Source organism: Pinisolibacter sp. (assembly GCF_036782435.1).
In the GTDB taxonomy this organism is placed as follows: domain Bacteria; phylum Pseudomonadota; class Alphaproteobacteria; order Rhizobiales; family Ancalomicrobiaceae; genus CALBKH01.
In genome coordinates this window covers 1-24,792 of sequence record NZ_DAIPZB010000021.1, presented here as the reverse complement: position 1 = coordinate 24,792, position 24,792 = coordinate 1, and the positions used below count along the sequence as shown (strand labels likewise).

22 protein-coding genes and 1 tRNA gene are annotated in these 24,792 nt (G+C 68.2%); 19 read left to right on the top strand and 4 right to left on the bottom strand.

The genetic code is table 11. The features are described 5' to 3' along the window. Together V7Q42_RS10810 and V7Q42_RS10805 are read left to right on the top strand one after the other, a co-directional pair. Entirely contained in the window at positions 1-2,364 is a 2,364-nt protein-coding gene (locus V7Q42_RS10810) for an ABC transporter permease (protein ID WP_333824059.1), read from the top strand. A 2-nt stretch (positions 2,365-2,366) separates the two neighbouring features. Next, positions 2,367-3,575, top strand: coding sequence for an efflux RND transporter periplasmic adaptor subunit (locus tag V7Q42_RS10805; protein ID WP_333824058.1), 1,209 nt, complete (start codon positions 2,367-2,369; stop codon positions 3,573-3,575). 428 nt (positions 3,576-4,003) lie between these two features. Here V7Q42_RS10805 and V7Q42_RS10800 read toward each other — a convergent pair whose 3' ends face one another. Then, positions 4,004-5,779, bottom strand: coding sequence for a histidine kinase (locus tag V7Q42_RS10800; RefSeq protein WP_333824057.1), 1,776 nt, complete (start codon positions 5,777-5,779; stop codon positions 4,004-4,006). Positions 5,780-6,036: 257 nt separating this feature from the next. Here V7Q42_RS10800 and V7Q42_RS10795 point away from each other — a divergent pair, with 257 nt between their 5' ends. The 8 genes from V7Q42_RS10795 (at position 6,037) to V7Q42_RS10760 (ending at position 14,286) form a co-directional block, all read left to right on the top strand. Continuing rightward, positions 6,037-6,696 carry an HAD-IA family hydrolase gene (locus V7Q42_RS10795; RefSeq protein ID WP_333824123.1) on the top strand — a complete coding sequence of 220 codons (660 nt, stop codon included), beginning with the start codon at positions 6,037-6,039 and terminating at the stop codon, positions 6,694-6,696. Positions 6,697-6,702: 6 nt separating this feature from the next. Continuing rightward, positions 6,703-7,494, top strand: a complete 792-nt coding sequence (locus tag V7Q42_RS10790; protein ID WP_333824056.1) for an ATP12 family chaperone protein — start codon at positions 6,703-6,705, stop codon at positions 7,492-7,494. A 274-nt stretch (positions 7,495-7,768) separates the two neighbouring features. Next, the gene (locus tag V7Q42_RS10785; RefSeq protein WP_333824055.1) at positions 7,769-9,154 is read left to right on the top strand and encodes a phenylacetate--CoA ligase family protein; all 1,386 of its coding nucleotides are present in this window, start codon (positions 7,769-7,771) and stop codon (positions 9,152-9,154) included. 221 nt (positions 9,155-9,375) lie between these two features. Next, a complete protein-coding gene (locus V7Q42_RS10780; RefSeq protein WP_333824054.1) occupies positions 9,376-10,908 on the top strand; it encodes an acyl-CoA carboxylase subunit beta in 1,533 nt (510 codons plus the stop codon). Positions 10,909-11,039: 131 nt separating this feature from the next. Then, positions 11,040-11,201 carry a hypothetical protein gene (locus V7Q42_RS10775; protein WP_333824053.1) on the top strand — a complete coding sequence of 54 codons (162 nt, stop codon included), beginning with the start codon at positions 11,040-11,042 and terminating at the stop codon, positions 11,199-11,201. A 159-nt stretch (positions 11,202-11,360) separates the two neighbouring features. Continuing rightward, a complete protein-coding gene (locus V7Q42_RS10770; protein WP_333824052.1) occupies positions 11,361-11,639 on the top strand; it encodes a YARHG domain-containing protein in 279 nt (92 codons plus the stop codon). 157 nt (positions 11,640-11,796) lie between these two features. Continuing rightward, positions 11,797-13,812: an acetyl/propionyl/methylcrotonyl-CoA carboxylase subunit alpha gene (locus V7Q42_RS10765; RefSeq protein ID WP_333824051.1), complete on the top strand. Its 2,016-nt coding sequence runs from the start codon at positions 11,797-11,799 to the stop codon at positions 13,810-13,812. A 198-nt stretch (positions 13,813-14,010) separates the two neighbouring features. Further along, a complete protein-coding gene (locus V7Q42_RS10760) occupies positions 14,011-14,286 on the top strand; it encodes an acylphosphatase (protein WP_333824050.1) in 276 nt (91 codons plus the stop codon). Positions 14,287-14,305: 19 nt separating this feature from the next. On the opposite strand, the gene lipB is transcribed toward V7Q42_RS10760, so the two are convergent. Then, positions 14,306-15,082: a lipoyl(octanoyl) transferase LipB gene (gene lipB / locus V7Q42_RS10755; protein WP_333824048.1), complete on the bottom strand. Its 777-nt coding sequence runs from the start codon at positions 15,080-15,082 to the stop codon at positions 14,306-14,308. 71 nt (positions 15,083-15,153) lie between these two features. Between lipB and V7Q42_RS10750 the strand changes: the two genes are divergently transcribed. The 4 genes from V7Q42_RS10750 to V7Q42_RS10735 all read left to right on the top strand — a co-directional run bounded on the left by V7Q42_RS10750 (position 15,154) and on the right by V7Q42_RS10735 (position 16,563). Next, positions 15,154-15,420 (top strand): FliM/FliN family flagellar motor switch protein, encoded by a 267-nt coding sequence (locus V7Q42_RS10750; protein ID WP_333824046.1) that lies wholly within the window; start codon positions 15,154-15,156, stop codon positions 15,418-15,420. A gap of 180 nt (positions 15,421-15,600) precedes the next feature. Then, positions 15,601-15,685 (top strand) — tRNA-Leu (locus V7Q42_RS10745). 200 nt (positions 15,686-15,885) lie between these two features. Next, positions 15,886-16,086 (top strand): hypothetical protein, encoded by a 201-nt coding sequence (locus V7Q42_RS10740; RefSeq protein WP_333824045.1) that lies wholly within the window; start codon positions 15,886-15,888, stop codon positions 16,084-16,086. 6 nt (positions 16,087-16,092) lie between these two features. Further along, the gene (locus V7Q42_RS10735; RefSeq protein ID WP_333824043.1) at positions 16,093-16,563 is read left to right on the top strand and encodes a hypothetical protein; all 471 of its coding nucleotides are present in this window, start codon (positions 16,093-16,095) and stop codon (positions 16,561-16,563) included. A gap of 172 nt (positions 16,564-16,735) precedes the next feature. Here the strand turns inward: V7Q42_RS10735 and V7Q42_RS10730 are convergent, their stop codons facing one another. Beyond that, positions 16,736-17,494 carry a polysaccharide deacetylase family protein gene (locus tag V7Q42_RS10730; RefSeq protein WP_333824042.1) on the bottom strand — a complete coding sequence of 253 codons (759 nt, stop codon included), beginning with the start codon at positions 17,492-17,494 and terminating at the stop codon, positions 16,736-16,738. Between the two features lie 83 nt (positions 17,495-17,577). Next, positions 17,578-19,128, bottom strand: coding sequence for a polysaccharide deacetylase family protein (locus tag V7Q42_RS10725; protein ID WP_333824041.1), 1,551 nt, complete (start codon positions 19,126-19,128; stop codon positions 17,578-17,580). A gap of 579 nt (positions 19,129-19,707) precedes the next feature. Between V7Q42_RS10725 and mgtE the strand changes: the two genes are divergently transcribed. The 5 genes from mgtE (at position 19,708) to V7Q42_RS10700 (ending at position 24,431) form a co-directional block, all read left to right on the top strand. After that, positions 19,708-21,129 (top strand): magnesium transporter, encoded by a 1,422-nt coding sequence (mgtE, locus tag V7Q42_RS10720; RefSeq protein WP_442958187.1) that lies wholly within the window; start codon positions 19,708-19,710, stop codon positions 21,127-21,129. Between the two features lie 691 nt (positions 21,130-21,820). Continuing rightward, entirely contained in the window at positions 21,821-22,993 is a 1,173-nt protein-coding gene (locus V7Q42_RS10715) for an isovaleryl-CoA dehydrogenase (RefSeq protein WP_333824040.1), read from the top strand. A 125-nt stretch (positions 22,994-23,118) separates the two neighbouring features. Beyond that, positions 23,119-23,460: a hypothetical protein gene (locus V7Q42_RS10710; RefSeq protein ID WP_333824039.1), complete on the top strand. Its 342-nt coding sequence runs from the start codon at positions 23,119-23,121 to the stop codon at positions 23,458-23,460. Positions 23,461-23,515: 55 nt separating this feature from the next. Next, positions 23,516-24,055 carry a hypothetical protein gene (locus V7Q42_RS10705; protein ID WP_333824038.1) on the top strand — a complete coding sequence of 180 codons (540 nt, stop codon included), beginning with the start codon at positions 23,516-23,518 and terminating at the stop codon, positions 24,053-24,055. A 43-nt stretch (positions 24,056-24,098) separates the two neighbouring features. Beyond that, entirely contained in the window at positions 24,099-24,431 is a 333-nt protein-coding gene (locus V7Q42_RS10700) for a YARHG domain-containing protein (RefSeq protein ID WP_333824037.1), read from the top strand. Positions 24,432-24,792 lie beyond the last annotated feature (361 nt).

The window sequence follows — 24,792 nt, the reverse complement described above, 5'->3', positions numbered from 1 at the left end:
ATGAGTGCTCTCCACCGCAAACTCCTGCGCGATCTCGTCCGGCTGTGGCCGCAGGCGCTGGCGATCGCCCTGGTGATGGCGGCGGGCGCGGCGACCCTCATCCTCGGCGTCGGCACCCACGCCTCGCTGCGCGACACCCGCACCGCCTACTACGAGCGCAACCGCTTCGCCGACGTCTTCGCCGATCTGACCCGCGCACCCGCCGTCTTCGCCGACGAGATCGCCCACATTCCCGGTGTCGCGGCGGTCGAGCCGCGCGTCTCGAAGCTGGCGCTGCTCGATCTACCGGGCATGGTCGAGCCGGCGTCGGCGATGATGGTGTCGCTGCCCGATTGGCGCGAGCAACGCCTCGACCTCCTGCACATGGTGCGCGGCCGCAAACCCACCCCCGGCGACGACCGCGAGGTGGTGGTGAGCGAGCCCTTCGCCAAAGCCAACCGCTTCGAGCCGGGCTCGACCTTCTCCGCCCTGATCAACGGTCGCAAACGCGTGCTCGAGATCGTCGGCGTCGCCCTGTCGCCGGAGTTCGTCTACGCCATGGGTCCCGGCGATCTGATGCCCGACGACCGCCGCTTCGGCATCGTCTGGATGTCGGAGAAGGCGCTCGCCGCCGCCTGGGATCTCACCGGCGCCTTCTCGACCGTCCACATCGCCCTGATGCGCGACGCCTCGGAGGCCGACGTCGTCCAGCGCCTCGACGGCATGCTCACCCGCTACGGCGGGCTCGGCGCCTACGGGCGCAAGGACCAGATGAGCCACGCCTTCCTCGACGCCGAGATGAAGCAGCTCGAGGCGATGAGCCGGATCCTGCCGCCGATCTTCCTGTTGGTCGCCGCCTTCCTGGTCAACATGACCCTCACCCGGCTGATCGCGCTCGAGCGCGAACAGATCGGCCTCCTCAAGGCGCTCGGCTATTCCGATCTCGCCGTCGGCGCCCACTATCTCGAGTTCGTCGGCGCCATCGCGGTGATCGGCTCGATCCTCGGCGTCGGGTTCGGCACCTGGCTCGGCAACGGCATGGCCCGCCTCTACGGCGACTTCTACCACTTCCCCTTCCTGGTCTTCCGCATGGAGGTGAGCACCTGGATCATCGCGCTCGCCGTGACGCTGACCGCGGCCTTCGGCGGGGCGGCGACCGCGGTGGCCGCCGTGGTCAAGCTGCCGCCCGCGGTGGCGATGCAGCCGCCGGCCCCGGCACGCTACCGCCACGGCCTCGCCGATCGCCTCTACCGGCTCCTCGCCGTACGCCAGACCCTGGTGATGGTCGTCCGCCACATCTTCCACAAGCCGCTGCGCAGCCTCGGCTCGATCTTCGGCATCGCCCTGTCGGTCTCGGTGCTGGTCGGCACGCTTTGGGTGTTCGGCTCGACCGACCTGATGATCGACGTCACCTTCAACCGCGCCAACCGCCAGGATTCGAGCATCGGCTTCGCCCGAGAGCGCTCCTGGTCGGCGCTCTCCGACGTCGCCGCACTGCCCGGCGTCCTCACCGTCGAGCCCTACCGCTCGATCCCGGTGAAGATCCGCAACGGCACCGTCGAGCGGCGGGTGGCGATCTCCGGCAAGCCGCGCGGCGGCGATCTCTCCCGCGTCCTCGGCCGTGGTTTCGTACCGGTCACCCTGCCGGAGGAGGGCATCGCGCTCTCCGACATGCTCGCTCGCATCCTGCGCGTCGAGGTCGGCGATCTCGTCGAGGTCGAATTGCTCGAGCGCGACCGGCGTCGCGTCGAAGTGCCCGTGACGGTGATCATCGAGGGCTATCTCGGCCTCGACGCCTACATGGACCTCGCCGCCGCCAATCGCATGATGCGCGAAGGAGCGCTGATCGACGGCGTCCACGTCGCCTACGACGAGGCGAAACGCGAGGCCTACTTCGAGAAACTCAAGACGACGCCGGTCGCCGGCTTCGTCACTCTGCAGCGTATCGCGCTGATGAAGTTCCGCGAGACGCTGGCGGAGAACATGTACATCATGATCGCCGTCTACGTGTCGCTCGGGATGATCATCGCCTTCGGCGTGGTCTACAATTTCGCCCGCATCTCGCTCTCCGAACAGGGACGCGAGATGGCGAGCCTGCGAGTCCTCGGCCTGTCGCGCGGCGAGGTGTCGGGGATTCTGCTCGCCGAACTGGCGCTGCTGACGCTGGCCGCCCAGCCGATCGGTTGGCTGATCGGCCGCGGCATCGCCGAGGCGATGGTTCGCGCCTTCGAGAGCGAGCTCTATCGGGTGCCGATCGTCGTCCTGCCCGAGGTCTACGCCCAGGCGAGCGGAGTGGTGATCCTCGCCGCACTGGTTTCCGCTCTGGTGGTGCGGCGGCGGGTCGACCGGCTCGACCTCATCGAAGTCCTCAAGACGCGAGAATGATCATGGCCGACGGATGGACGAGACGACTGGTGTGGACCACGGCGGCGCTCGCCGTCGCCGGCGCCTTCGCCTGGGCGCTGTGGCCGCGGCCGGTTCTGGTCGATCTCGCCACCATCGGCAGGGCCACCCTCGAGGTGACGGTCGAGGACGAGGGCGTCACCCGCATCCGCGACGTCTACACCGTCTCCGCCCCGACCGCCGGAAAGATGCTCAGGAGCCCGCTCACCGTCGGCGATTCCGTCGTCGCCGAGAAGACCGTCGTCGCCCGCTTCGAACCCGGTGATCCGGTGTTCCTCGACGCCCGCACCCGCCGGGTCGCCGAAGCCGCGGTGGAGGCGGCGAAATCGGCGGTGTCGCTGGCCCAGGCCCAGGTCGATCAGGCGCGCTCGCAGCTCGCCTTCGCCCGCGGCGACCTGCGTCGCGCCACCGAACTCGCCGAACGCAACACCATCGCCGAGCGCAGCCTCGAGAAGGCGCGCCTCGATGTCGCCACCGCCGAGTCCGCCGTCGCCTCGGCGCTCGCCACCCTCGACGTGCGCCGCCGTGAGCTGGAGAGCGCCAAGGCGCAGCTGATCCAGCCGGGGCAGGGGGGCGAGGCGTCGTCGGCCTGCTGCATCGACGTGCGTGCGCCGGTCAGCGGCCGTGTCCTGAAGCTCATCACCGAGAGCGAGCAGGTGGTGCCGGCCGGCAGCCCGCTGGTCGAGATCGGCGATCCGCGCGATCTCGAGATCGTCGTCGATCTCCTCTCCCGCGACGCCGTCCGCGTCGAGCCGGGCCAGACGGCGCGCATCGAGAGCTGGGGTGGAGAGCCGATGCTGGCCGCCAGGGTGCGCCGGGTCGAGCCGACCGCCTACACCAAGGTTTCGGCGCTGGGCATCGAGGAGCAACGGGTCAAGGTGGTGCTCGACTTCGTCGAACCGCCGGAGAAACGGGCCCGCCTCGGCCACGTCTTCCGCGTCGTCGCCCGTATCGTCGTGTGGCGCGGCGAGAACGTCGTCACGGTGCCGATCGGCGCGCTCTTCCGCTCCGGCGAGAGCTGGGCGGTGTTCATCGTCGTCGACGGTCGCGCAAAGCTGAAACGCATCGACATAGGCGAACGCAATCAGCGCTTCGCCCGCGTCGTCTCGGGGCTCGCCGAGGGCGAGAAGGTGATCCTCCACCCGAGCGATTCCGTCCGCGACGGCATCCGCGCCGACCAACGGCCGCAGTGAGCACCGCAGAACGGCTCAGCCGTCCCGCCGAGCAGTAGGGCGAGCCTCAGGTCCCGCACCTCGCGGAACAAGTCGGCGCCGGTGATGGTGCGGCGGCCGGGCGCGCGCCGTCGGGCGCGGTGACGCTTCGCAGTTCCCTTTCACGCTCGGGCCATCGCGCAATTTCGAGGTGGCTCGGGTCGGCTCCCGTGCACGATCCTTGGCGGCGGTGTCCTTCCGACGCCTCCTCGGGATGGGGCACCCTCGATTTCACCGAAATCACCGACGCCTCATCCCGAGGAGCGCCGCAGGCGCGTCCCGAAGGATCATGCGCGGCGCCGAAACCGGCCCGATCCGGTGACGCGAAGGGTCGACGAAAGAGAAGGGGCGGGGTGAAGCACCTCCGGCACGCCCGCGCCGTACCTCGTCGAGATCTCGCAGGACCGAACTCAGAGCAACACGTCGAAGCCGACACGGGTGCCTTCGCCCGGCCGGGATTCGATCTCCAGCGTCGCACCGGCGAGATCGGCCTGTTCGCGCACGCCGACGAGGCCGAAGTGGCCGTCGCGGGTCTCCTGCGGGTCGAAACCGACGCCGTCGTCGACGACCTCGGCCACCAGATGGTCGCCGTCGTCGCGGCCGACCACCCGCGCGGTGATGGCGATGTGACGGGCTTCCGCGTGCTTCTCGACGTTGCGTACCGCCTCCTCGACGATGCGGAACACCGCTTCGGTGGTGCGGTCGGCGAGCGAGGCGGCGCGATCGTCGACCGAGACGGTGACCTCGATGTCGATGCGGTCGCGCAGCCGTTTGACCATCCGCCGCAACGCTTCGGAGAGACCGTCGTCGCGCACCGGCGAATAGCGCAGTTGCATCACCGCGTCGCGGGCCTGGTTCATCCCCTCGCGCGCCACTTCTTCGGCCGCGGCGAGTTCGCCGTCGACCCGCGCCGGATCGCCGACGAGGCGGCGGGCGAGGCGGATCTGGGTGAGGAGGGCGAGGAGCGAATGGGCGAGCGTGTCGTGCAGGTCGCGGGCGATCCTGAGCCGCTCGCGCACCACCGCGGCGAAACGGTTCTCCTGCTCCATCCGCTCGATCTCTCGGGCCCGCGCCGCCACCCGCTGATCGAGTTCGGCGTTGAGGCTGGTGAGTTCGGTGTTGGCGGTCTGCAGCGTGGCGATCAGCGCCCCGAGCGAGCGCGAGATGCGCGCCGCCTCGTCCTCGCCGGTGAGCGCCGGGAAGGCCGCGGCGCGGCCGAGCCGCAGATCATCGGCGGCCTCGGCGACCGACTTCAGCCGCCGCATCAGCCGTGCCGCCACCAGGGCGCCGATCAGCGCCGCGAAGACGCCGCCGCCGGCGATCGCCGCGAAGATGCCGGCCGCCGTCCGCCCCGCCGGGGCGAAGGCGATGGCCGTCGGCTCGCGCACCAGCACCCACCAGCCGAGCCCGCCGAAATCGGCGAAGCCGCGCGACCGGGCGACACCGGTGAGCCGCCCGTCCTCGACCCGCCAACCGTCCTCGCCGTGGAACTTCGCGAGGTCGATCAGCGTCCCCGCCGGCACGCGGTCGGAGCCGAGCAGCACGGTGCCGTCGCGACCCGCCACCAGCACCTCGATGCCCCTGCGCGTCTTGCGCAGCCCGTCGAGCGTCGCCGCCCTGAGACCCTCGATCCACGACCGCCCGAGCGAGGCGCCGAGCACCCCGAGCACGTCGCCGGTGGCGTCGCGGATCGGCGCCGACATGTCGACGAAACGCAGCGGTTCGCCGCCGCGCGCCCCCGACGGATCGCGGCCGAGCATCACCTCGCGGTGGACGTCGCCGACGTAGGGGCCGAGGAAGCCGGAGGTGAACCACGGCCGCGACGCCACCGAGCGGTTGGCGAGCACGTCGCCGGTGGCGGCGATCACCACGCCCTGGGTGTCGACGACGCCGGCCCACTCGATCTCCTTCAGCGCGCTCTTCAGGTCGGTCAGCACCTGCCCGACGTCGGCCTGCGGCAGGGCGCCGATGCGCGCGCCCATCAGCGTCGCCGAAGCCGCCACCCATTGCCGCCGGCCGGCGAGATTGGCGTCGATGGTCTCGACCAGCCGCTGCGCATGGGCGGCGTAGACGAGGCCGATCTCGCCCTCGATCGCACGCCGCGCCTCGCCCATGGTCCAGGCGCCCACCACCGCCGCGACCACCAGCGACACCGCGCCGATCGACCAGCCGATCGCCGCCGCCACCCGCCGCCGCGGATCGAGCGCGGCGAGCAGGCGGAGCGGTCGCAGGCGCGTCGGGGCGGACGGGGCGAGCGCGGTGATGGTTGCGGGCCTCCGGTCGAAGGGCAGCGGGATCCTGCCCGCATCATACGACGATCGCCGCCGCCGTCATCCGCGCCCCGGCCTCGCCTCGCCGGTCGGCCGCGTCGTTTCGGCTGACCCCGACGGCGATCCGTGCTATCGAGCCGCCTCGCTCCACCAGGGGACATGCCTTGTACCTCGTGCTCTTCGACGTCGACGGCACGCTGATCGACAGCCAACACATGATCACCGCCGCCATGGGCCGCGCTTTCGCGGCGCGCGGCCGGCCGGTCCCCTCGCGCGCCGACACGCTCGGCGTCGTCGGCCTGTCGCTCGACGTGGCGATGGCGCGGCTCCTCGGCAGGCCGGAGATCGACGACGACGCGCGCGATCTCTCCGCCGCCTACAAGGACGCCTTCTTCGACCTCAGGACTTCGTCCGATCACCAGGAGCCGCTCTATCCCGGCGCCCGCGAGGCGCTCGATGCGCTCTCCGCTCGCGACGACGTGATTCTCGGCCTGGCGACGGGCAAGTCGATGCGCGGCGTTCGGGCGATCCTCGATCTGCACGGGCTCCACGGCCGTTTCGCCACCCTCCAGACGGCGGACGGCAACCCGTCGAAGCCGCATCCGGGGATGATCCACGTCGCGCTCGCCGAAACCGGGGTGACGCCGGACAGGGCCGTGATCGTCGGCGACACCACCTATGACGTCGAGATGGCCGGAGCCGCGGGGATCGCGGCGATCGGCGTCTCCTGGGGCTATCATGCGGAGGCCGCGCTGACGCGGGCCGGGGCGGCCGCCGTCCTTCCCCATTGGGACCGGCTGATGCCCACTCTCGACGATCTCTTCGACTGGTGACGACCGATGCGTGATCTCCTCTGGTACGACCCCTCCACCCCGGTCGAGCAGCCTGATTTCGATCCAGATCCGATTTCGCGGACGCGCGCCGCGATGCGCAAGGATCTGCCGAAGCGCTTCTGGAAGGAGGTCGCGATCGAGCCGGTCGCCGGCGGCGGGTCGCGCGTGCTGCTCGACGGTCGGCCGGTGAAGACGCCGGGCAAGCGCGAACTGGTGCTGCCGCGCGCCGATCTCGCCGAGGCGATCGCGGCGGAATGGCGGGCGCAGGACACCCATGTCGATCCCGGCACCATGCCGCTCACCCGGCTCGCCAATTCGGTGATCGACGGGGTGACGCAACGCTTCGACGAGGTCGCCGACGACGCGGCGAAATATGCCGCGACCGACCTCGTGTGCTATCGCGCCGACGCGCCGGAGCGGCTGGTGGAGCGTCAGACCGCCGGCTGGGACCCGCTGCTCGACTGGGTCGAGGACACCTACGGCGCCCGCCTGCTCGTGGCCGAAGGCATCGTCCATGTCGGCCAGGACGGCGAGGCGCTGGCGACCCTGCGCGGCGTGCTGACCACCTGGGACTCGTGGCGGCTCGCCGGCTTCCACACCGCGACGACGCTGACCGGCTCGTTCGTCGTGGCGCTGGCCCTCGCCGAGGGGCGCCTCGACCGCGACACGGCCTGGGCGCTCGCCCATCTCGACGAGAATTGGAACGCCGAGCTGTGGGGTCGCGATCCGGAAGCCGAGATGCGGCTCGGCTTTCGCCGCATCGAGTTCGACGCCGCCGCCGCCTTCATGGGCGTGTGAGCGGGCGGTCGGCCGGCTGCCGAGACGCCTGCCTGCCCGTGGCGGAAGCCCGGGCGGTGTGTTCATGAACGCCCTTCAGATGATGTCGGCTCGGCCGACGAAGCGACGTTCGGTGTCGCTGCATTCATGCCCGCTTCGGCGTAACGTTACATGGCCGTGAACCGGCGCGCCTACGCGGTTTGACACGGGTCGATCGAAACGGAGCGACTTGGTGTAGTCTCCGGTCGACGGAGTTTTCCACGACGGACACGAAGAACGGATATCGCCGACGGATATGCGTTTCAGTCTTCTCAGCGCACTGGGATACTTCGCCGGCGGCCTCTGGACCGCCTGGGGCGGACGGAAACGTGTCGAGGCGAAGCAACTCCGCAACCTGCGGCGTCTCGTGGAAAAGGCGCGACGCGACTCCCCGCTGTTCCACAGGCTCTACGCCGGTTTACCGCCATCGGGCGAAGTCGAACTGCGTGATTTGCCGGTGACCCGCAAACCCGATCTCATGCGGGATTTCGACGATTGGCTCACGATCCGTACCCTTCCCCTCGAAAGGGCCCGCGAGCATCTCCGGGACATCGGCAAGATCGGCGTGCCGATCGACGATGTCGCCGTTTTCCAGACCTCCGGGACATCGGGCGAGCCGGCGGTGATCGTGCTGCCCTCGTCGTTCGTCGAGTATGCCTATGGGATCCAGATGGCACGCTTCGATCGACACCGGTGGAAGCTCGTCCGGGATATCCGCAAACTCGGCGCGAGGGTGACGATCACCGGCGGGAACGGCCATTTCGCCGGGAGTGGGTTCAACAAGCTGATGCGGAGGCTGAATCCGAGATTGGCGAGCAGCTTCGGCGTGACCTTCGTCGAGGCCGATCAGCCGATCGATCGGCTCGTCGAAAGACTGAACGCGATCCGGAAGGCCGCCTGGATCGTGACCTACCCGAGCATGCTGGCCATCCTCGTCAAGGAGAAGGAGGTCGGGCGGCTCCGGATCGAGCCGGCGCTCTTCTCGACAGGAGGCGAGACGCTCACGGACCATCTGCGCGCGCGTGCTCGACGGGCCTTCCCCTCGTTGCGATACGGCATTCAGGACCCCTATGGCTGCACCGAGTGCCTGGCGCTGTCGTTCGAATGCAGTTGCGGACGGAAGCACCTGAATGAAGACTGGGTCGTCCTGGAAGCGGTCGACGAAGCGATGCGGCCCGTTCCCGACGGCACGCAGTCGGACACCGTGTTGCTGACGGTGCTCGCCAACGACGTTCAACCCTTCATCCGATATGACCTCGGCGACCGTGTTCGCTTCCACACGGACCCGTGCCCCTGTGGGTCGCCGTTCCGCAGTTTTCGGGTGGAGGGGCGCGAAGCGACGCTCGTCCGTGTCGGCGAGGTGACGTTGTCGCCGCTCGTTTTCGATCTCGAGCACGAGCGCGCCCGGCGCGTTCAATTGGTCCAGATCGGCGACGGTGATTTCGAAGTGCGGATGGAACCGGCGGCCGGGATGGCGGTCGGGGATGCCTTGCGAGAGGTCGTCGAGTCGGTGAAACGCGTGTTTCGCGATCACGGCCTGGAGCACGTCTCGGTGCGAGAAAGCCGGTCCCCGCTCGAATTCACCGCGAGCGGCAAGTTCCACGAAGTCTTGCCTCTGCGGAGAGCCGACCTGCGGGCCTGAGCCGAGCCGGGTTTGCCGGAGGCCCCGACTCCTGAGAGGATGGGGCGAACACGGCCGAGACGACCGACGAGTTCTCGCCCGAGGACGGATCGTCGCCGGTCGACGAGCCGGCGACTTCGCGTGAGGCCGCCGATGGGGATCCGACGTTAGGGGCACTATGCCGGGGGGGCGGGGCGTGATAATCACCGCCCCCGATCTCACGAAAGAACGGGGCCGGTCCCATGAAGGAAATTCTCGCGGAACTCGAACGCCGTCGCAAGGAAGCCTGGCGCGGTGGTGGCGAGAAGCGCATCGACGCTCAGCACAAGCGTGGCAAGCTCACCGCCCGCGAGCGCATCGACGTGTTCCTCGACGAGCACTCCTTCGAGGAGATCGACATCTACGTCGAGCATCGCTGCTCCGACTTCGGCATGGGGGACACCAAGTTCCCCGGTGACGGCGTCATCATCGGCTCCGGCACCATCAACGGCCGCACCGTCTACGTCTTCGCCAAGGACTTCACCGTGTTCGGCGGCTCGCTGTCCGAGACCCACGCGGCGAAGATCGTCAAGCTGCAGGAGATGGCGCTGCGCAATCGCGCGCCGATCATCGGCCTGTTCGACGCCGGCGGCGCCCGCATCCAGGAAGGCGTCGCGGCCCTCGGCGGCTACGGCGAGGTGTTTCAGCGCAACGTGCTGGCCTCCGGCGTCATCCCGCAGATCTCGGTGATCATGGGCCCCTGCGCCGGCGGCGACGTCTACTCGCCCGCCATGACCGACTTCATCTTCATGGTGCGCGACACGAGCTACATGTTCGTGACCGGCCCGGACGTGGTGAAGACGGTGACCAACGAGATCGTCACCTCCGAGGAACTCGGCGGCGCCTCGATCCACACCACCAAGTCTTCGGTCTCCGACGGCTCGTTCGAGAACGACGTCGAGGCGCTCCTCCAGATGCGCCGGCTGATCGACTTCCTGCCGGTGAACAACAAGGCGGACCTGCCGGAACTCGCGACCTCCGACGACGCGAACCGGGTCGAGCTGTCGCTCGACAGCCTGATCCCGGAGAACCCGAACAAGCCCTACGACATGAAGGAGCTGATCCTGAAGACGGTCGACGAGGGCGACTTCTTCGAGATCCAGCAGAACCACGCCAAGAACATCGTCGTCGGTTTCGCCCGCATCGAGGGCCGCACCGTCGGCATCGTCGCCAACCAGCCGATGGTGCTGGCCGGCGTGCTCGACATCGACGCCTCCAAGAAGGCGGCGCGGTTCGTCCGTTTCTGCGACTGCTTCAACATCCCGATCGTCACCTACGTCGACGTGCCCGGCTTCCTGCCCGGCACCGCGCAGGAATACGGCGGCCTGATCAAGCACGGCGCCAAGCTGCTCTTCGCCTATGCCGAAGCGACCGTGCCGAAGATCACCGTCATCACCCGCAAGGCCTACGGCGGCGCCTATGACGTCATGTCGTCCAAGCACCTGCGCGGCGACTTCAACTACGCTTGGCCGACCGCCGAGATCGCGGTGATGGGCGCCAAGGGCGCGGTCGAGATCCTCTACCGCTCCGAACTGGGCGACCCGGAGAAGATCGCGGCGCGCACCGCCGAGTATCAGCGCCGCTTCGCCAACCCGTTCGTGGCGGCAGAGCGCGGCTACATCGACGACGTGATCAAGCCGCACGCCACCCGTTCGCGCATCGCCCGGGCGCTCCGCCTCTTGCGCAACAAGCACCTCGAGAACCCCTGGAAGAAGCACGACAACATTCCGTTGTGAGGCTTCTTCGTCCGGTGGACCTTCGGACCGCGGCTCGCAAGGGCCGCGGTCTTCGCATTTTCGTGGTGACGGGAACTCTTTTCGATCGGCGGCGTTCTTCTCACGACATTCGTCGAAAAGGAGATCGTACCATGTCCGAAAACTCTGGTGGCGCTTCCGGTATCCTCGGTGTTCTCATCGGCGCCCTGATCGTCGTGGGGCTGGGTTGGTTCTTCATCGGTGGCGGCGTCGGTCACGCCGAGAAGATCGACGTTCAGATCAAGCCTCCGGCGATCACCACGCCGGCCAAGTGACCGCGGTCACCGCCCGTCGGCGAACGCTCGGCGGGCCGATGATCGCACTGTCCATGGCGGCCCCCGCTCCGGCGGGGGACGCGGTGCGTCGAGAGAGCCCCGATCGCCATTTCCTCGCCCTCATCGCGACCATGCTGGGAGGTCGAGGAGGGCCAGCCGATGTCGATTCGCACCACGCTCGCCGCCGCGGCCATGGTCGTGGCCGTCGTCCCGGCCGGGGCCGAGGACTATTCGGCCATGAGCTGCTCTCGCCTCTGGTACGCCGAGAACCTCATCCTGAAACGCCACGGCTTCTGTTTCACCGACCCGCGGGCGGTGAAACGCTTCGGCAACGATGGCTGCACCATCACCATGGAGAGCCGGGTGCCGATGACGGTGCGCGAACGCGACGACCGCGCCCGGATCGTGCTGACGCGCCGGATGAAACTGTGCCGCTGAGCCACCGGGAGGCGAGGCGGAGCTTCGAATCGACCGGCTCCGGCTCTTCGGACGGGGTCCGTTTCTCGGATCGCCTTTAGACTTGGTTGCGGTCCCTCGCGGAACCGCCTAAGAACCACGCCGTCGAATTCGTCTGTCCGGGATCGGTGGCCAATCCATGTTCAAGAAGATCCTCATCGCCAACCGTGGCGAGATCGCCTGCCGCGTCATCAAGACCGCCCGCAAGATGGGTATCGCGACGGTGGCGGTCTATTCCGACGCCGACCGTGACGCGGTGCATGTCGAGATGGCCGACGAGGCCGTCCACATCGGCCCGCCCCAGGCCGCCCAGTCCTACCTGCTCGCCGACAAGATCATCGAGGCCTGCAAGGCGACCGGCGCCGAGGCGGTGCACCCCGGCTACGGCTTCCTCTCCGAGCGCGCCTCCTTCTGTCAGGCGCTGAAGGACAACGGCATCGTCTTCATCGGGCCGAACCCGCGCGCCATCGAGGCGATGGGCGACAAGATCGAGTCCAAGAAGTTCGCCAACGCCGCCAGGGTCTCGACCGTCCCGGGCTTCCTCGGGGTGATCGAGGACGCCGAGCACGCCGTCGAGATCGCCAACGAGATCGGCTATCCGGTCATGATCAAGGCCTCGGCCGGCGGCGGCGGCAAGGGCATGCGCATCGCCTGGAACGACGCCGAGTGCCGCGAGGGCTTCACCCTCTCCAAGAACGAGGCGGCCGCCTCCTTCGGCGACGACCGTGTCTTCGTCGAGAAGTTCATCGTCGACCCGCGCCACATCGAGATCCAGGTGCTGGGCGACAAGCACGGCAACGTCATCTATCTCGGCGAGCGCGAGTGCTCGATCCAGCGCCGTAACCAGAAGGTCATCGAAGAGGCGCCGTCGCCGCTGCTCGACGAGGCGACGCGGAAGAAGATGGGCGAGCAGGCCGTGGCGCTGGCCAAGGCCGTCGACTACGACTCGGCCGGCACCGTCGAGTTCGTCGCCGACCAGAACAAGAACTTCTACTTCCTGGAGATGAACACCCGTCTCCAGGTCGAGCATCCGGTCACCGAGCTGATCACCGGCGTCGATCTCGTCGAGCAGATGATCCGCGTCGCCTACGGCGAGAAGCTCGCCATGTCCCAGGCCGACGTGAAGCTCTCCGGCTGGGCGGTCGAGAGCCGCATCTACGCCGAAGATCCGTTCCGCAACTTCCTTCCCTCGATCGGTCGCCTCACCCGCTACCGGCCGCCGGAGGAGGGCACCGACGGCGACATCACGGTGCGCAACGACACCGGCGTCGTCGAGGGCGGCGAGATCTCGATGTACTACGACCCGATGATCGCCAAGCTCGTCACCCATGCGCCCACCCGCCTCGAGGCGATCGAGGCCCAGGCCGACGCGCTCGACGCCTTCGTCATCGACGGCATCCAGCACAACATCCCCTTCCTGACCTCGCTGATGGGCCACGAGCGCTGGAAGAGCGGCAAGCTCTCCACCGGCTTCATCAAGGAGGAGTATCCGGACGGCTTCACCGGCAACGTGCCGCACGCCGAGGATCGCAAGCTGCTCGCCTCCGTCGCGCTGTCGATGGAGATGCTGCGCAAGGACCGCCTCGACGACCTGCCGGGCCGCCTCAGGCCGCACAGCGGCATCCTGCGCGAGGAATGGGTGGTCAAGGTCGACGGCGAATACGTGCCGGTCACCGTGCCCTCGGGCTTCGTCGGCATGCCGCTCGAGTTCGAGGTGCTGTTCGAGGGCGATGTCGAGCCGGCGACGGTCTCGACCCGCTTCCAGCCGGGCGATCTGCTGTGGGCCGGCGAGATCGGCACCTCCGCGATCACCGTTCAGGTGCGCCCGATCGTCGGCGGCTGGGAGCTGCGCTATCGCGGCGCCACCTCGATCGCCAAGGTCTTCACCCCGCGCACCGCGGCGCTCGACGCGCTGATGCCGTTCAAGGCGCCGCCGGACACCTCCAAGTACCTGCTCTGCCCGATGCCGGGCCTGGTCATCTCGATCGACGTCGCCGAGGGCGAGGAGATCAAGGCCGGCGCCACCCTGGCGGTGGTCGAGGCGATGAAGATGCAGAACGTGCTGCGCGCCGAACGCGACGCCAAGGTCAAGGCGATCAAGGCCGAGCCGGGCGACAGCCTCGCCGTCGACGCGGTGATCATCGAATTCGAGTGATCGATCTCGATCCTCGGTCCCGGTCGAGCGACGGGCGCCTTCGGGCGCCCGTCGCCGTTTCGGCGGCTCCCGGCTCGATCGGGCGCGCGTGCGATGCTTCGAAATCGGGCACGCCTCCGGGTTTCCACGTGTATCGCGAAGCGGCGCTCCCCGATTATCAATGACCGACCGGCAAGGTGTCCGGGGGGAGTTCTTGCGGTGGTCGTCTACAGGGTGGTGCTCTCCGGCCGTGTCCAGGGCGTGGGTTTCCGCGCCTGGATCGAGCGGACCGCACGATCGCTCGGCCTGTCGGGCTGGGTGCGCAATCGGCGCGACGGATCGGTCGAGGCGCTTTTCGCCGGGCCGGCCGCGGTGGTCGACGACATGATTTCGCGCTGTCGGCGCGGCCCCGATCACGCCCGCGTCGAGGTGCTGGAGCGCCACGAGGAGAGCGAGGCGCCGCTTCCCGGCTTCCAGATCCGCCCGAGCGTCTGAGGCGACACGACGAACCGCCTCAGCGGGCGAACACCGCCACCGTCGGGCCGAAGATCGCCTCGAACTCCCGCTTCATCACCACGTCGACATCGCTCATCGTCACCGGCAGGCCGAGGTCGACGAGCGAGGTGACGCCGTGGCCATGGATGCCGCAGGGCACGATGCCGCCGAAGTGGGAGAGGTCGGGCTCGACGTTGAGGGCGAGGCCGTGGAAGGTCACCCAGCGGCGCACCCGGATGCCGATGGCGGCGATCTTGTCCTCGGCCGGCACGCCCGGCGCAATTTGAGGCTTCTCCGGACGGCGCACCCACACGCCGACTCGGTCCTCGCGCCGCTCGCCGCGGACGTGATGGGCCCACAGCGTCGCGATCACCCATTGCTCCAGCGCCGCGACGAAGGCGCGGACGTCCTGGCGGCGGCGGGTGAGGTCGAGCATGACATAGGCCACCCGCTGACCGGGGCCGTGGTAGGTGTATTCACCGCCGCGACCGGTCGGGAAGACGGGGAATCGCTCCGGCTCGAGCAGGTCGGCCGCCTGCGCCGAGGTGCCGGCGGTGTAGAGCGGCGGGTGCTCGACCAGCCAGACCCGCTCGGCCGCCTCGCCGCGCGCGATTCTCCCCACCCGGTCCTCCATCTCGGCGACCGCTTCGGGGTAGGGGAGGAGGCCGTCCTCGACCAGCCATTCGACCGGGGCCGAGCCCTCACGCGCCGGAAAGAGCGTGTTTTCCGCGAGGTCGTCGCGGGTGGAGCGCGAGAAGTCGGGATCTGCGCCGGTTCGGGACGCGTCGTTTACCATTCGTCAACCATCGTGCTGGCAAGGTCGGGCGACGCGAAGCGCGGCTCCCGGCACGGCGAGGTCAGTAGCACATGACACCGTTCGACAACATCGGCGTGGACATCTCGGTGGTGCTCGGGACGACTCACATCCCGATCCACCAGCTGCTGCGCATGGGTCGCGGTGCGGTGATCGAGCTCGACGCCCGCGAATCCGACGACGTCCAGATCCTCGCCAACGACGTTCCGGTGGCCACGGGGCAGGTGGTGCTGCGCGGCGACCGCATCGGCATCACCATCACCGAGGTGCTGCTGCGCGCCCCCGGCTTCCGCCCGCGCGACAACGTCCGCTCGCTGTGAAGACTGCCGCCGGGCGGTTCGCGGCGGCTTTCCGCGACGCCGCATCGACCGGCGAGAAGCCGGGGAGGCGAGCCGGCGAAATTCATCACAGCTTTTCCGCTTTCGGTGCTTGATCCCATGAATCCGATGGGTTACATGAGCGCCGGTCCGACGGCGACGTCGTCGGATCTCCTTCCGGTCGCGGCCGTGGCGGAATTGGTAGACGCGCTAGCTTGAGGTGCTAGTGGGGAGACCCGTGTTGGTTCGAGTCCAATCGGCCGCACCATCGGAAGAGATCGAAAAGCCCCGGTTCCGGAAACGGACCGGGGCTTTTTCGTCGGGTATGTTCATCGACGCGGACTGACGAACCTGATGTTCGTATCCATGGTCCGATCGATTGCGTTCCCCACGAGGAGATGATGAACTTGTCGAAGATCGCGCCGAGCCAGCTTCGGAAGGCGATTCTGGCAAATGGAGCGGGCGAGGATGACGAACTCCACCAAGAGTGGTAAGAACTTCAGCGTTGGCAGTTTTGCTCGGGAGGTGGCGGGCGGCGTCTTCAAGGAAGTGGCGCTGCCGACCGGGGGCAAGAGCCGCATGATGGACAGCGACGTGTTCGCCGAAGCGGTTCAGAAAGCCGGGAAATCACTGGCCGCGTCGATAACCGAAAGCCGAAAGAAAGGCTGATGTCCGATGGCCGAGGAAGAGCAGGCTGATTTCAACTTTGGCGATAGTGGTGGCGCGATATACAACAAAATGTTCGAAACGCTCGTCGGGCACGACAGAGAGGCGGAATCGAATATCGACGGATTGCTCGCTTACGGATTGTATAAATTATCGAAGCGAGAATGGGTTACTGAATTTCGAGTGCGCAAGGGGCGTCGGCCGAACTCCGAGGAGATCGAGGAATATACGAGAACATGGACCGCGACACGCCTGAATGGGGTGAGAAGTGGTGCCAAGCAGGCTCTTGCGGTATATGCTGAAACGGTGATTGAGGCGGCGACCCCGGGAATATTAAAAGAGGCCTTGCGGGGTAAGTTCTGGAACGACGTTTTGAAGAATATGGCGGCCAATCTATTTTATACGATTATTCTGATTTTTGTCGCCATGGTTCTTGCGAAGGCAGGTGTCGATTTGATCGGGATATTCAAGTCGACGTAATGTGAAATGTTGAGTGACGACGTACGGGGCTCGGATATTATACGAATACCTGATCCGTATCGGGGACACGAGATACCGGTGGCGGGATTGCAAACGGCGGACTGAAGCGCCTGTTGGTGGGATGCTCGCCTGATGACCACCCACTTCCGAACGATGTGTTCGGTTGATCGCTTCATCCCTTCGCCGGGACGATGTGGACGATGCGGTAACCGCGCGCCTTCAACTCGGCGAGGAGTCGCGGCACCATCGCCGCCGTGTGGGCGTGGATGTCGTGCAGGAGCAGAATGCCGCCTTGGCGCTCCTCCAGACGATGCAGCACCTGGGCGAGCAGTGCGTCGGAGGTGATCTTCGTCCAATCCGATCCCCAGAAATCGGCGCCGAAGACGCCGACGTGGCTCTCGACGAGCCAGGACGACAACGCCTCGGTCGGCGCGAAGCCGGGGAAGCGGAAGAACGGTGTCGCCGGCCGCGGGCCGTCGTGACCGGTGAGAATGCGGTCGACCGTGCGCCAGCCGCGCTCTATGTCGGCACGGCCGCGCTCGTGCGGCACCGTGTTCATGATGACGTGGGTCATCGAATGGTGGGCGACGGTGTGCCCGCTCGCGGCGATGCGGCGCAGCTGGTCGGGGCGCGCCTGCGCCATCTGCCCGACGACGAAGAAGGTCGCCTTCACGCAGTGCGCTTCGAGCGCCGCGAGCACCCGGTCGGTGGTCGCGCCGGCGGGGCCGTCGTCGAAGGTGAGCACCACCTCCTTCGGCGCCAGCGGCAGCGTCTCGCGATAGCTCTTGGTGCCGACGAAGAGGCCCTCCTCGGGGATCGTCACCTCCATCACCCGCGACGTCCCGAGCGCGCCGGATTGCGGGCAGGTCTCGGCCCGTGCCGGCTGCACGAGAGCGAGGACGACGGGGAGAGCGGCGAGGAAGCGGCGCATGGCGTCACCCGACGAGGCTCGAAACGAAGACGCCGCCGAAGGATACTCGGCGGCGTCGGAAGGCATGGTAGGGCGGCGCGCCTTCACCACAGGCCGACGACCGAGGCGACCCCGCGGAACGAGGCGGCGGTGGAAGAGAACCAGCCGTCCTCGGGTTTGTGGCGCGCCACCGCGGGCACGCTGCCGGTGGTCGTCGGTTCGTCGGCGACCACGCGGTCCGGAGCCTGAGCCGGGGCGGGTGCCGCAGCAGGGGCCGCGGCGCGCGGCGCCGGCGCGGGGCCGACGGCGGCGCGGGCTCCGGCGGCGGTCGCATCGTAGGCGGGCAGGGCGGCGGCCGAGGTCTTGCCGGTGCGGCCGGCACCTTCCTGGGCGAGGCGCTTGGCGGCGTCGAAATTGTCGATCGAGCGCTCGCCGACCGGCACCGTCGTCTCGGCGATGGTCGGCATCACGCCGGCGATCGGGCCGGAGGCGAGCTTCGGCGGGGCGTTCTTCGGCACGATGTGGACGATTCTGTAGCCGCGCTTCTTCAACTCCTTGAGCAGCGGGCCGACGATCGACGACGACGAATCCTTGATGTCGTGGAGCAGCAGAATGCCGCCCTGGCGGGCTTCGATCTCGGCCAGCGCCCGGTTCATCACGTTCGGGCCGTCGGCGATCGAGAGATAGCCCTTGAGCCAGTCGTTGCCGGCGGCGTCGATGGCGTAGACGCCCATGTCGAGGCCGTTGAACCACTCGTTCATCGCGCGCGAGTTGAACAGACCCGGATAGCGGAAGAACGGCGTCGCCGGCTTGTCGCCGGCCTTGCCGTAGACGATCTGGTCGACCGTCTGCCAGCCGTCTCGGACGTTGGCCTGAGCCTTGTCGAGCGGCCATTTCACCATGTTCAGCGGGTGCGTCATGGTGTGGTAGGCGATGGTGTGGCCGGCCGCCGCGGTCTTGCGCAGCGTCTCGGGATAGGCCTTGGCCATCTGGCCGACGATGAAGAACGACGCCTTTGTGCATTCCTTGTCGAGGGCGGCGAGGACGCGCTCGGTGCGGCCCTGCATCGGGCCGTCGTCGAAGGTGAGGACGACTTCCTTCGGCTCGAGCGGCAGGCGGGTGTGATAGGTCTGGCCGACGTAGAAGCCGCCTTCGGTGTCGACCTTCATGACCCGCGACACGCCGATGGCGTCCGGGTTGCCGGGGCAGGTGGTCGGCGCCACCGTCTGGAAAACGTGATGGTGTTCCGGCGGCTTCACCTGTCCGGTCATCCGGGCGAGCGCGGCGGCGCGCGCCGCCGCGGCATCGGGCTTCGCCGGCTTGGGCGTCGGCGCCTTCGCGGCCTTGGGCGTGGCCGGCTTGGCGGCGGGGAGCTTCTTGGCCGCGGGCTTGGCGGCCCCGGCGGTCTTCGCCGTGGCCGGGGTGGCCGCAGCGGCGGTGGCGGGCTTGGCCGGGGGCTTCTTCACCGTGCCGGTGACGTCCGCGGCGGCCGACGACGCGGCGGCGGGGCGCGCCTGGGGAACGACCGCCGGCTTCGGCGCGGGAGCGCCGAGCTGCATCGGCGCCTGCTGAGCCTCCGCGGCGGCCGTCGCGACGGCGAACACGAGGGCACCGGCACCGAGGACGGTGAAACGACGCAGGGACGAACGGCGCATGTCGAACTCCACCGGGCGAAGGAGACGTCGCTCCCGCCTTCCGTGATACCGCCCCCGCGAACGGTACGTCCGCGCCGGGTGAAACCTCGAACTCCGCCGTTCGGCTCACGGCGAAACCCGTCCCCCCCACGAAGGCGGACGAATGTCGCATTCCCGCTCGGCGGCGCAAGATGTCGTTAACCAAACTAGGGCCGTTTTTCTCAACGGCGAGTTAACGAAGACACAGTCTCGGTGATCATGGTGGCGGATCCGTGGCCGGAAACGTCGCAATTCGACATGTGAGTGCCGAGCCGATCGGAGCATCGCGTCACATCCTCGCCGCAGAGGCTTGCGAGGTGTCGTTTTCCGCTGGCCTCCTCGCCGTGCGGAAGCTAGAGCATGTTCCGATCCGGTCGAAACGACCCGATCGAAAAGAACTTGCTCCATGAGTGAAGCGGAGTGGGTTTCGAGCCGACGCGATCGGATCGAAAGCCGCTCCGGATCTCGGCCCGACTTCGACGCGAAAGACCCCGGCGGGAGATCACCGTGACCGAAAGAGACATCGCCCCGCCCGGCGTCGAGCCGGAGGTGCCGATCGCCGTGCTCACGGCGACGGACGGCGATGCTCCGCCGCCGCCGCCGCCGCCCCCGGCGCTGCCGCCGGTGCGCGACGAGGACGGCGATCTGACGCGCGAATTCCGTGCGGCGGTCTCCGAAGCGCTCGAGCGGGAGGACGTCGAGCGGCTGAGGGCGCTCGCCGAGGATCTGCACGATTCCGATGTCGCCGACCTGATCGAGGCGCTCGACGCCGACGAGCGCCCGGTGCTCGTCCGCCTGCTCGGCGAGGATTTCGAATTCTCGGTTCTCGTCGACGTCGACGAGACGGTGCGCGTCCAGCTCATCGACGACCTGCCGCACGAGACCGTCGTCGAGGGCGTCAAGGACCTCGATTCCGACGACGCCATCTACATCCTGGAGGACCTCGACGAGGCCAAGCAGGACGCGATCCTCGAGACCTTCCCGATCGCCGAGCGTCTGGCGCTCGAGCGCTCGCTCGACTACCCGGAGGAATCGGCCGGCCGTCTGATGCAGACGGAGTTCATCGCCGTGCCGCCGTTCTGGACGGTGGGGCAGGTGATCGACTATTGCCGCGAGACCGAGGACCTGCCGGACGACTTCTACGAGATCCACGTCGTCGATCCGAGCTTCAAGCTGGTCGGCACGGTGGCGCTCGACAAGATCCTGCGCTCCAAGCGGCTGATCCCGATCGGCGACATCGTCGACGAGGTGCGCGTCACCGCCCGCGTCGACGAGGACCGCGAGGAGGTCGCGCGCCTGTTCGAACGCTACGACCTGATTTCGATGCCGGTCCTCGACGAGAACGATCGGCTGGTCGGCGTGGTCACCGCCGACGACGTCGTCGACGTCGTCATGGAAGAGGCGGAAGAGGACCTGCGTGCGCTCGCCGGCGTCGGCGACGAAGAGATCTCCGACACCGTCTGGTACACCGCCCGCAACCGCTTCCTGTGGCTCCTGGTCAATCTCGGCACGGCCTTCCTGGCGGCGAGCGTCATCGGCCTCTTCGCCGACACCATCACCAGGATCGTGGCGCTGGCGGCGTTGGCGCCGGTGGTGGCGGGGCAGGGGGGCAATGCCGCCACCCAGACCATGACGGTCGCGGTGCGCGCGCTCGCCACGCGCGAGGTCGGCTCCCTCAACGTCGCTCGCTTCGTCAACCGCGAGATCATGGTGAGCTTCCTCAACGGCGTCGCCTTCGCGCTGATCGTCGGCGCCGCGGTGTCGACCTGGTACGGCGAGTGGCAGCTCGGCCTCGTCGTCGGCGGCGCGATGGTCACCAACCTGATCGCCGCGGGTCTCGCCGGCGTCGGCATCCCGCTGGTCATAGACAAGGCCGGCGGCGACCCTGCGGTGATCTCCGGCGTCTTCGTCACCACCGTCACCGACTGCGTCGGCTTCTTCGCCGTGCTGGGGTTGGCGACGTGGTGGTACGGGATGTTGTGAGGCGGGGCGGTTGCGGTCGTAGGGTGGAAAGAGCGAAGCGAATTCCACCTGCCGGAATCCTGGTGTGACCGTTCTCGCTGGTGGTCTCGAGCCGCCGCCGGGGTAATTCGCTTCACTCTTTGCACCCGCTCCTGCGTCCCTCCGCCGCCTCCATGATCGCTTGCGTCCGGCCGTCCATGAGCCCCGTCGTCCCCGGCGAGCCCGCAGGGCGAGGGAAGGGGACCCATCGGCTGCACGACACGTCGAGATTTCGATGGATCCCCTTCCCCTCCGCCGGCTCCGGCCGGGGACGACGGCCGAGGAGGTGAGCGGCTCCCGGGCGCACCGGACGGTGTCTCGCCGTCACCACCGCGTCTCGCCCTCACCGCGGTGCCTCGCCCTCACCGTCGCGTCGCGCCGTTGCCGCGGTGTCTCGCCGCCGCCGCGATGGATCGCGTCGCCGGGCCCCTCCGGAAAGGCGTTCCAGCCCGGGACGACCGGCCGAGCGTTTCACCCGCCCTCCGTACGATGTCCGCGTCCGGCCCTTGCAACGGGCTCCTCGGCGCTCCTAACCTGTCGATCGCACCCTTCTCGGCCCTGTATGGGCCGCACCGCTCGTCTTTCGACCGAATTGACAACAAACGAACGTCCGTTAGATAAATTTGCCGACGTGCCGAAGCCCGTGAACGGGCCGTGTCGCCAGGAGGAAACGATGATCCCGAACACCATGCCCGCCTTCGATTTCGGCCTCGGCGAGACCGCCGAGATGCTGCGCGACACCGCCCGCGGCTACGCCCAGGACAACATCGCGCCGCTCGCCGACAAGATCGATCGCGAGGATTGGTTCCCGCGCCATCTGTGGCCGGAGATGGGGGCGCTCGGCCTGCACGGCATCACCGTCGAGGAGGAGTGGGGCGGCGCCGGGCTCGGCTATCTCGAGCACTGCATCGCCATGGAGGAGATCTCCCGCGCCTCCGGCTCGATCGGCCTCTCCTACGGCGCCCATTCCAACCTCTGCATCAACCAGCTGCGCCGCTGGGGCAACGACGACCAGAAGAAGCGCTATCTCGGCAAGCTGGTCTCCGGTGAGCACCTCGGCGGCCTCGCCATGTCGGAGCCCGGCGCCGGGTCCGACGTCGTGTCGATGAAGCTGCGGGCCGAGAGACGAGGCGACCGCTGGGTCCTCAACGGCACCAAGCTGTGGATCACCAACGGTCCCTCCGCCGACACGCTGATCGTCTACGCCAAGACCGATCCCTCGGCCGGACCGAAGGGCATCACCACCTTCCTGATCGAGAAGGGCTTCAAGGGTTTTTCGGTGGCTCAGAAGCTCGACAAGCTCGGCATGCGCGGCTCGGAGACCGGCGAACTGGTGTTCGAGGACTGCGAGGTGCCCGAGGAGAACGTGCTCGGCACCGTGAACAAGGGCGTCAACGTGCTGATGTCCGGCCTCGACTACGAGCGCGCCGTGCTCGCCGCCGGCCCGCTCGGCATCGCCCAGGCCGCGCTCGACATCGTCCTGCCCTACGTCCACGAGCGCAAGCAGTTCGGCGCGCCGATCGGCACCTTCCAGCTCGTCCAGGCCAAGGTCGCCGACATGTACGTCGAACTCAACGCCTCGCGCGCCTATGTCTACGCCGTCGCCAAGTCGTGCGACGCCGGCAGGACCACCCGCCAGGATTCAGCCGGCGCCATCCTCTTCGCCGCCGAACGCGCCACCAAGGCGGCGCTCGACGCCATCCAGCTGCTCGGCGGCATGGGCTACGTCAACGAGAGCCCGACCGGCCGCCTGCTGCGCGACGCCAAGCTCTACGAGATCGGCGCCGGGACGAGCGAGATCCGCCGCATGCTGATCGGCCGTCAGTTGTTCGAACTGACCGCCTGACGAGACCGGAACGGCGACGCGAGGCGCAGGCCGGACTTGCGCCACCGCAACGCTCGCGGGCGTCGATCCTGATAGACTTCGCTTCCGTCGGCGGATGCACCCCGACGACGAAGCGGAGGTCGACCATGCGACGTCTCGCGCTCCTCCTTCTCGCCACTCTTCTCGCCGGAACGACGTCGGTCCTCGCCGCCGGCCTCTCGGAGAAGCAGGCGCTCGCCAAGGCGGTGTCGATCCTGAAGGGCGACCCCTACGGCGACACCGCGGCCGCGGTCGCCGCCAACATCACCGAACGCAAGCTCGGCCCGCGCCGCGACACCGTCTGCGGCGGCGGCGCGAGCCCGGTGTGGGCCTTCCACGTGGTGGTGACGCGCGCCGCGGACCACGACGGCGGCCCGATCGACGGGTGGATCGTCATCGACGCCGGCTCCGGTCGGCTGGTCTGCGCCAATCTGCCGTTCCTCGATTGACCCGACCACCGCGGCCGGGTCGATGATCTCACGCAAGTGTCCGAGGGAGGGGCCGATGCCCCCGAAAGTCGCCGGATTGCTGTTCGCCGCCGTGACGCTGGCCACGATCCTGCCGGTTGCGCCCGTCGCCGTGGCCGAACCGGAGGACCCGGCCGGCTGGTCGATGGTCACCGATCCGCGTCGCCGCGCCTTCCTCCACTATGTCGCCGAAGCCGGCGCACCGCGGCTCTTCGATTTCGGCTGCCTACGCGACGTCGACGAGTTCTTCCTCTACGCTCAGGCCGTGCCCGGCATGGCGGCGGGGGAGGAGGTCGAGTTGCATCTCACCGTCGCCGACGCCGAATGGTCGATCACCGGCGAGGTGGCGCAGTCCGAAGACGGTGAGATGACCTTCCGCGTCGAGCAGGACGCCGACGCCCGAGCGATGAAGATGTTGGGCGCCGAACTGATGAAGGTGCTGAGCGCGCCGGGGCCCGTCGTCCTGCAGGTCGGCAACAGCGAGACGGTGGAGCTCACCCTCGAACCGCTACCGCCGCGCGCCGGCATCGCGCCGTTCCTCGGCAACTTCGAGAAGATCTGTTTCGGCTCGAAATGACCGGCCGTCGATCTACGAAATTCGCAGAAGAGGAGGATGACCCGTGCCCCATTCGACTTTGCGCCTCGCCGCCGTCGCGCTCGCCCTCTCCGCGGTGCCGGCCGCGGCCGCCTGCTACGACGTCTTCGGCTGCTCGAACCGTGACTACTTCTCCTATCGCGACCTCGTCTCGGGGCCGAACTGCGAGTTCCTCTGGCAGATGCGCAACAGCATCTACCAGGAGAACGGCTATTGCTTCAAAACCGCCCGCGGCATCGCCACCTTCGGCAACGACGGCTGCCGCTACACGAGCGACGGCGCGGTGCCGATGAACCGCATCGAGCGCGCCAACGTCTCCGCCATCAAACGTGCCGAGTCGGCCCTCGGCTGCCGCTGAGCGGCTTCGGCGGTGAACAACGGCGAGAAGCGGGCCGTGGTGCGCGATGGTTCGAGACGAGCGGCTTCGTCGTACCGCTCGCCATGAAGCGCCGATTTCGAACCACGAAATACCCGACGCCTCGTGTTGGGGACCTTTGCGCGGGTCGCCATGGCCATGATCCGCCACCGACCTCGCCTCGACCTCTGCCGTCGTCCCCGGCGAGCCGGAGGCGAGGGAAGGGGACCCACTCGCTTCTCGTATCGCCGGAACGCCGATGGATCCCCTTCCCCTCCGCTGATGGGGTGGACGGCCCCTCTTACGGCATCATGTGTGCCGGAGTGATGGTTGTCGCTATCGCTCACAGAGGAGCCGTTCCCAT

Bases quoted from the DNA above. Each gene is read 5' to 3' on its own strand.
- V7Q42_RS10810 (WP_333824059.1), top strand. From the start codon at position 1: ATGAGTGCTCTCCACCGCAAACTCCTGCGCGATCTCGTCCGGCTGTGG.
- V7Q42_RS10805 (WP_333824058.1), top strand. From the start codon at position 2,367: ATGGCCGACGGATGGACGAGACGACTGGTGTGGACCACGGCGGCGCTC.
- V7Q42_RS10790 (WP_333824056.1), top strand. From the start codon at position 6,703: ATGCGTGATCTCCTCTGGTACGACCCCTCCACCCCGGTCGAGCAGCCT.
- V7Q42_RS10785 (WP_333824055.1), top strand. From the start codon at position 7,769: ATGCGTTTCAGTCTTCTCAGCGCACTGGGATACTTCGCCGGCGGCCTC.
- V7Q42_RS10780 (WP_333824054.1), top strand. From the start codon at position 9,376: ATGAAGGAAATTCTCGCGGAACTCGAACGCCGTCGCAAGGAAGCCTGG.
- V7Q42_RS10775 (WP_333824053.1), top strand. From the start codon at position 11,040: ATGTCCGAAAACTCTGGTGGCGCTTCCGGTATCCTCGGTGTTCTCATC.
- V7Q42_RS10770 (WP_333824052.1), top strand. From the start codon at position 11,361: ATGTCGATTCGCACCACGCTCGCCGCCGCGGCCATGGTCGTGGCCGTC.
- V7Q42_RS10765 (WP_333824051.1), top strand. From the start codon at position 11,797: ATGTTCAAGAAGATCCTCATCGCCAACCGTGGCGAGATCGCCTGCCGC.
- lipB (WP_333824048.1), bottom strand. From the start codon at position 15,082: ATGGTAAACGACGCGTCCCGAACCGGCGCAGATCCCGACTTCTCGCGC.
- V7Q42_RS10750 (WP_333824046.1), top strand. From the start codon at position 15,154: ATGACACCGTTCGACAACATCGGCGTGGACATCTCGGTGGTGCTCGGG.
- V7Q42_RS10740 (WP_333824045.1), top strand. From the start codon at position 15,886: ATGACGAACTCCACCAAGAGTGGTAAGAACTTCAGCGTTGGCAGTTTT.
- V7Q42_RS10735 (WP_333824043.1), top strand. From the start codon at position 16,093: ATGGCCGAGGAAGAGCAGGCTGATTTCAACTTTGGCGATAGTGGTGGC.
- V7Q42_RS10730 (WP_333824042.1), bottom strand. From the start codon at position 17,494: ATGCGCCGCTTCCTCGCCGCTCTCCCCGTCGTCCTCGCTCTCGTGCAG.
- V7Q42_RS10725 (WP_333824041.1), bottom strand. From the start codon at position 19,128: ATGCGCCGTTCGTCCCTGCGTCGTTTCACCGTCCTCGGTGCCGGTGCC.
- V7Q42_RS10715 (WP_333824040.1), top strand. From the start codon at position 21,821: ATGATCCCGAACACCATGCCCGCCTTCGATTTCGGCCTCGGCGAGACC.
- V7Q42_RS10710 (WP_333824039.1), top strand. From the start codon at position 23,119: ATGCGACGTCTCGCGCTCCTCCTTCTCGCCACTCTTCTCGCCGGAACG.
- V7Q42_RS10705 (WP_333824038.1), top strand. From the start codon at position 23,516: ATGCCCCCGAAAGTCGCCGGATTGCTGTTCGCCGCCGTGACGCTGGCC.